Origin of the sequence: Streptomyces sp. NPDC056160 (genome assembly GCF_042268205.1) — a bacterium.
Lineage (GTDB): Bacteria > Actinomycetota > Actinomycetes > Streptomycetales > Streptomycetaceae > Streptomyces.
Genome location: NZ_JBHJUW010000114.1, coordinates 22988 through 28987 on the forward strand (window position 1 = coordinate 22988; position 6000 = coordinate 28987).

At 69.2% G+C, this 6000-nt stretch carries 7 protein-coding genes; 6 read left to right on the top strand and 1 reads right to left on the bottom strand.

Translation table 11 applies throughout. The features are described 5' to 3' along the window. The first annotated feature begins 101 nt into the window (after window positions 1-101). From ACFC02_RS31600 to ACFC02_RS31625, 6 genes are all read left to right on the top strand, one after another. The gene (locus ACFC02_RS31600) at window positions 102-1397 is read left to right on the top strand and encodes a replication-associated recombination protein A (RefSeq protein WP_376364805.1); all 1296 of its coding nucleotides are present in this window, start codon (window positions 102-104) and stop codon (window positions 1395-1397) included. Further along, on the top strand, window positions 1394-1543 hold the full coding sequence (locus ACFC02_RS31605) for a hypothetical protein (protein ID WP_376364808.1): 150 nt from the start codon (window positions 1394-1396) through the stop codon (window positions 1541-1543). Before ACFC02_RS31600 ends, ACFC02_RS31605 begins: the two co-directional genes overlap by 4 nt. A gap of 33 nt (window positions 1544-1576) precedes the next feature. Continuing rightward, window positions 1577-3934: a hypothetical protein gene (locus ACFC02_RS31610; RefSeq protein WP_376364811.1), complete on the top strand. Its 2358-nt coding sequence runs from the start codon at window positions 1577-1579 to the stop codon at window positions 3932-3934. Window positions 3935-4371: 437 nt separating this feature from the next. Continuing rightward, the gene (locus ACFC02_RS31615; protein ID WP_376364814.1) at window positions 4372-4851 is read left to right on the top strand and encodes a hypothetical protein; all 480 of its coding nucleotides are present in this window, start codon (window positions 4372-4374) and stop codon (window positions 4849-4851) included. A 210-nt stretch (window positions 4852-5061) separates the two neighbouring features. Beyond that, on the top strand, window positions 5062-5193 hold the full coding sequence (locus ACFC02_RS31620) for a hypothetical protein (protein ID WP_376364817.1): 132 nt from the start codon (window positions 5062-5064) through the stop codon (window positions 5191-5193). A gap of 184 nt (window positions 5194-5377) precedes the next feature. Further along, complete coding sequence (locus ACFC02_RS31625; protein ID WP_376364820.1) at window positions 5378-5602, top strand: hypothetical protein; 225 nt, start codon at window positions 5378-5380, stop codon at window positions 5600-5602. A gap of 6 nt (window positions 5603-5608) precedes the next feature. Here ACFC02_RS31625 and ACFC02_RS31630 read toward each other — a convergent pair. Further along, window positions 5609-6000, bottom strand: a 392-nt coding sequence (locus ACFC02_RS31630) for a transposase (RefSeq protein WP_376364823.1), incomplete at its 5' end; no start/stop codon positions are given.

Consider the following 6000-nt stretch of genomic DNA (forward strand, 5'->3'; position numbering starts at 1 on the left):
AAAGGAGCCAGCGCAGGCCGCGCTGGCTGATCCCGATCCAGCCGGCCGACCAGACGCAAGAGGAGCTCCCTCCCGTCCGACCATCGACGAAAGGGGCCATCGTGTCCTCCAGCCGCCAGCCGCTGGCTGCCCGCATGCGGCCCACCTCGCTCGACCAGGTGGTGGGCCAGGAGCACCTGATCTTCCCCGGCTCACCGCTGGAGCTGCTCGCCGGCGGGCAGGGGGCCACCTCGGTCCTACTCTGGGGCCCACCCGGGTCGGGCAAGACCACGGTCGCCAGCGCTATCGCGCATCAGACCAGCCGGTGCTTCGTCGAACTCTCGGCCACGTCCGCGGGCGTCGCCGACGTGCGCAAGACGCTGGCTGCTGCTCAGAGGACGCTGGACGCCGGCGAGCAGACGCTGGTGTTCATCGACGAGATCCACCGCTTTTCGAAGGCCCAGCAGGATGTGCTCCTGCCCGCTGTCGAGGCCGGGCTGATCTCACTCATCGGGGCGACGACCGAGAATCCGAGTTTCGCGGTCAACGCTGCGGTCGTCTCACGCTCGATCCTCATGGTGCTGCGACCCCTGGAGAGTCGCGACATCGTCGCACTCCTGGCGCGGGCGCTCGATGACGACTCGCAACTCAGCGCGACCGGAATCGGCGTCGAGGACGCTGCACTCGATGCGATCGCCGACCTCTCCAGCGGCGACGTCCGCCAGGCGTTGAACCGTCTGGAGACCGCTGTCGCCACGGCGGAGGCCGCCGGCAAGAGCACCATCAACCGTGAGGTGTTGGAGCAGATCACCGGATCCGTGCTGCAGCGCTACGACCGCGACCAGCACTACGACGTCATCTCGGCGTTCATCAAGTCGCTTCGCGGCTCGGATCCCGACGCTGCCCTGCACTGGCTGGCCCGGATGCTCGAGGCAGGGGAGGACCCGCGGTTCGTCGCTCGCCGGCTGATCGTGCACGCCAGCGAGGACGTCGGCATGGCTGATCCGTCGGTGCTCTCCATCGCAGTGGCCGCCGCGCAGGCGGTCCAGCTGATCGGCATGCCCGAAGCCCGGATCAACCTCGCCCAGGCGACGGTCGCGATCGCCACGGCTCCCAAGTCGCCGGCAATCATCCGCGGTATCGACCAGGCGCTCGGAGATGTGCGGCGTGGCCGCACCGGGGAGGTCCCGGTGCATCTGCGCGATGCGCACTACCCGGGAGCCAAGGCCCTCGGCCACGGCCAGGGATACCTGTACCCGCACGACTTCGAGCACGGCGTCGTCACCCAGCAGTACCTACCTGACCGAGCGCTCGGCACGCAGTACTACGTGCCGACATCTAACGGCTTCGAACAAACCATCAGCCAGCGGCTGAGCGCTATCCGTAGCCTCACCGCGACCCAGGAGAACAGACCATGACTTACACCACTGTTGACCCGCCCCTCGTCACCGAGGGCGACCTCACCGTCCAGTACGACGAGACCCGGTCGTCCCTGCCCCGGCGCCCCCGGCTGAGGCCCGCTGCTGTCGGCGGATCCGTTCGACGCACTGACGGCGTCGCTTGACGATCTCCGCTCGCGTTGGAGGGAGGTGGCCTGGTGAGCAGCAAGACGACGGCCGCCCTCTTCGGGGCGGCCCCCCGCCCCCGGCTGGCGCTGGTCGCTGGGCCCCGGGTCACGGTCGGCTCGCAGGGCCCGGATAGCGACGCCGCGCGGACCATGGCTGCTCTCGGCTGGTGTGCCGCGTTCGTGGACACGGTGCGGCTGGCTGTCGCCGGTGGCCTGAAAGCCGACGCTTCCGGGTTCCGCGCGGTCGGCGCGGACGGCCGTACAGGGCGGCGGGTCAAAGGTGAGCGGGTGCGGCTACTCGCCCGCTGCGGATACCTCGCGCGTCACGCCTCGGGCCTGGTCGTGGCGACGGAGGACGGACACGAGGTGCTCAGGCTCGCCGAGGCTGCCGGGCCGGGCGTGCTGCGCGATGAGGCCGACGTCATGGCGTCGGTTCGCAAGGCCCGCCGTGCCCGCCAGTGGGACAGCCACGCCGGGCAGGACGCGCACGCCTTGCCGGTGCTCCCCGGGGGCGGTGAGGAACGCCGCCGCCTGGCCGTCGCCCGCAAGGGCGCGGAGCGGGCGACCGTCGAGGCGGAGAAGACCCGCAAGCGCACCGAGGCCCTGATGCGGCGGGCGCGGATCCGGGACCGCCGGGAGGCCCGCCGCGAGGCAGCACGGGAGGCCGAGCGCACCGCGCCGCGCCGGTGCTGCCGGGGGGTGTGGCCGCTGGAGTGGCGGTGCGGGGAGTGCCGGGAACTGGTAGCGCGGGGCATCGAGGACTTCCCCGCCCTCCCTCCGGGCGACAGCGACAGCAGGACACAGCAGGACCACGACAACGACACGGATGGACACACGGACATGGCGGGTGAGCGGTGTATCACGGTGAAGCGGATCACGGGGTTTCTGTGGCACGCAACCACGCGCGGGCAGGTGTACACGATCGTGAAGGAGGACGGCCGCGAGTGGCCGTGGATCGTGGTGTCCCCCGACGGTGAGCGCATCGCCCACCCGTCCGTGGTCAACGACGAGCCGTTTACCGACGACGTCCGCGACATTGTCAGGGCGCACGCCGACGGCAAGCCCGTTCCCGGTCTCCCCGCTGACTCCGAGCGGGCCGCCGATGCCGTCGCTACCCCCGAGGAGGCAGCCGGCGAGAGCGCCGAGGGCAGCGACGCGGACGAAGCCGCCGACGTCCCCGCCTCCGGCGACGCCTACAACACGCCGACCCCCGCGCGGGCGGTCGCGCTGGACGTCCGCGAGACCAAGTGGGTAGCCGAGTGCGACCGGCACGGCCCCGTTTCCATGGCCCTCAACAAGTACGGCGACCCGGTGGCCGACGTCTCCGCCGCGTACGTGCACGCCTCCCGCGATGAGGCCGACGACGCCGCCCGCCTCCACCTGGACGGACACGCCGCACAGGACGCCGACACCATGACCCCCAACGACATCGACGCCGCCCAGTCGCTGAACTTCAGCCGGCACCAGTGGCGCGCCCTCGGATGGATGCGTGAGGGCAAGGTGCGCGAGACCGCCGATGGCTTTACCGCCTTTGACGTCTCCCCCGACAAGGCCGACGTTTCCGCGAAGATCAACAAGCAGCGGGTACCGGGCCTGTGGCGGGCCGGGTTCGTGAAGGTGTACACCGTCGCCCCCGGCGTGCGCGCGTTCGGTCTCACCGATGAGGGTGAGGCCGCGTTCCGCCTGTGGTCTCAGGCAATGCGCATCGGCGCCGTGACCGAGCCGGAGAAGGACACCAAGCACACGACCGTGAAGGACGGCCCCTACCGTTGGCTTTCCGCCGGGGACACCTGGCCCGGTGAGCTCGAGGCCGCGCAGGCCGCCGCCGATGCGGTGGCCAAGGCGGAGGCGGAGGCGGCAGCGCTGCGCAAGGCCGAGGAAGAGCGCGCGGCACTGAAGGCCGCGACGCCCACTGATGACGAACTCGCCGTGATCGACGCGTTGGGGTGTGAGGGCCTGGACGAGAACGCGGCGGCGGTGCTGTCGGCCGCGTACATCGGGCACGTCATTACCCGGTACCGGCCCGGCGCTACTTCGGTCCGCCTCGATGAGGGCTCGAACGACGATGAGCGGCACGTGTCGCGTACGTACAACGTGAACGACGTTGAGAAGCCGATCACGACCGAGGCGGACGACACGCTGTCCACGATCCCCAACAACCTCACCGACGCCACGGCCGACACCTGGCACGCGCTGTGCACGTTGGTGAATGAGCGGTACGGGGTGTACTGGCTCGACCTTCAGGCCGCCATGGACGCAGGCAGGGCCGCGCTCGCCGTGCTCGCCGCCGATGAGGAGCCGGCGGCGGAGGAGTCGCCGGAGCTGCGGGCGTCGTGTGAGTTCGTGCAGACCGCCGAGCCGGGCACAGATGCTGAGGTGATCGAGTGAGCCGGGGCGGGTCGGCTGTGGCAGCGTGGTGACGGGTTCGGGCACGCGGGCCGTAGGGTGCCCGCTGCCCGTGTGGCGCCGCTGATAAGGGGCGTGGATCCGGTACGACGCGCGCGACCACAAGGCCGACACGTGGAGCATCGACCGGCTGTCCCTCGCCCTGCGCTTGGAACTTGGCCTGAAGGCGTGCCGGGTCATCGACAACGCCACGCGGCGCAGCTTCGCGGAGGCGGAGGCGGTACGAGAAGGCGGAAGAGCGCGCGGACCGGTTCGCCGAGTACGGCGCGAACGCAACGTCGACCCCGAGGCGTTCGAGGTCGGCACGACGTCCAGCACGACGACTCGACCGCGCTGCTGAACGGCCACCCAGATGTCGACGGTCGACCCGAACGACGGTCTGCAGAAGCTCCGCAATCGGATCACGTTCTAGGAGCGGCATGGAACTCATCAACCACCACCAGATACTTGACTGTGGACACAAGCCGGACGAGCTGTTCACCTTCCAGGGGCCGGGAGCTTTCACCGACCCGGAGACCGGTGAGAGCTGCTGCCGAAGGTGCAGCGACAACCGGCACTATGACCGGGTGCGTAAGCGGTACTCGGAGATCGACGCGCGAGCGCAGCACGAGGGATGGGCGTACGAGTACATCAACACGCCGTTCGACGTCTCCATCCGCCGAAGTGAACTGGTCGGCAAGCTGGTGTGCCGGGCGTATTGGCGCCGCCAGGACGAAACTGCTCGCGGCATCTACCAGCCCGCGCACATGTACAACTTCGCGTTCAGGCGGCTGAAGGACGTCGTACCGAACTCGCCGGTGACGGGGTTCGCGCTCCTCTTCGAGGACGGCGACCGCGACCCGCTTTGCTACGACAAGGTCTGCGTGGCGATGCGTGAACCGGCCGGGACCGGCAGGTAGTCCCGCCAGTCCCGCTTTGGTTCTTCTGGGGCGGCGGTGATCCGCACAGCGGGGAGACCCTCACCGCGTACATCGAGTGCCGCAGCCACGACTACGCGAAGCCCGAAACGGAGGAGCAGAGGGCGCTGGCCGCTGCCTGAGACCCGGGTGCGGCTGCCCACCGTCTAGGCGAAGTACGAGCTGCTCCAGTTCATGCGGCGGAGCTACGCCGTGAACAACGCGTTTCGCGAGGGGAAGCAGTGCAAGGCCGGCTCGGAGTTGCATACGGCGTACGAGGCCGCGATCAGCTCGGCCGGTGCGCTGCGAGTGATGATGTGCCCCGCCCTGTACCCGGCAGCGTAAGTGCGGCGCGCCAGGACCACAGCAGCAACGATCAGCGGCTCCCTCACTGGTTGGGGATTGGGGAAGCCGCTGGCCGCCGCCGCGGGGATAGGAATGCCGGCAGAGACTCACAGTCCAGACCCGTCGACGTCCCAAATGCCGAGCCCGGAAATTGGCGTAGAAGAACGGCCCCTAGAATGAACACATGGATCTTGCGGACGATTTGATCACCCGCCCATACGACGTATATCAGGGGCTGCGGACGGCCTCTCCGGTACACCGCATCACGGGAACGGATGGGCAACCTGCCTGGCTCGTCACCCGGTTCGACGACGTTCGCGCAGGCCTTACCCACCCGCTGCTGTCGCTGGACAAGACGCATGCGCGTGAGGGCAATTACCGGGGGTTGGGCCTTGACCCCGGAGTTTGAACACGTCTATGCGGCTCGGGCCAGGGTAGTTGATGTTGGGTGGACGGTGATCTCGTAGGTGATCGGGGCTCGCTGACCGAGCCGGGAGTGACGGCGTCGGGTGTTGTAGCGGGACAGCCACTGGAAGGCGTCGAGTCGTGCCTCGCGCTCGCTTGACCAGCCCGTTCGGCCCTTCAACGTCTCCCTTTTGAAGCTGGCGTTGAACGATTCGGCGGCGGCGTTGTCCGCGCTGGACCCGACGGCGCTCATACTCTGCAGGACACCGGCCCGGCGGCAGGCGTCCGCGAAGGCCCTGCTGGTGTACTGGGCTCCGTGATCGGTGTGCATGATCGCCCCGTTCAGACTGCCGCGGGTCCGTTCCGCGGCGGCGAGGGCGTCGATGACGAGCTCGGTGCGCA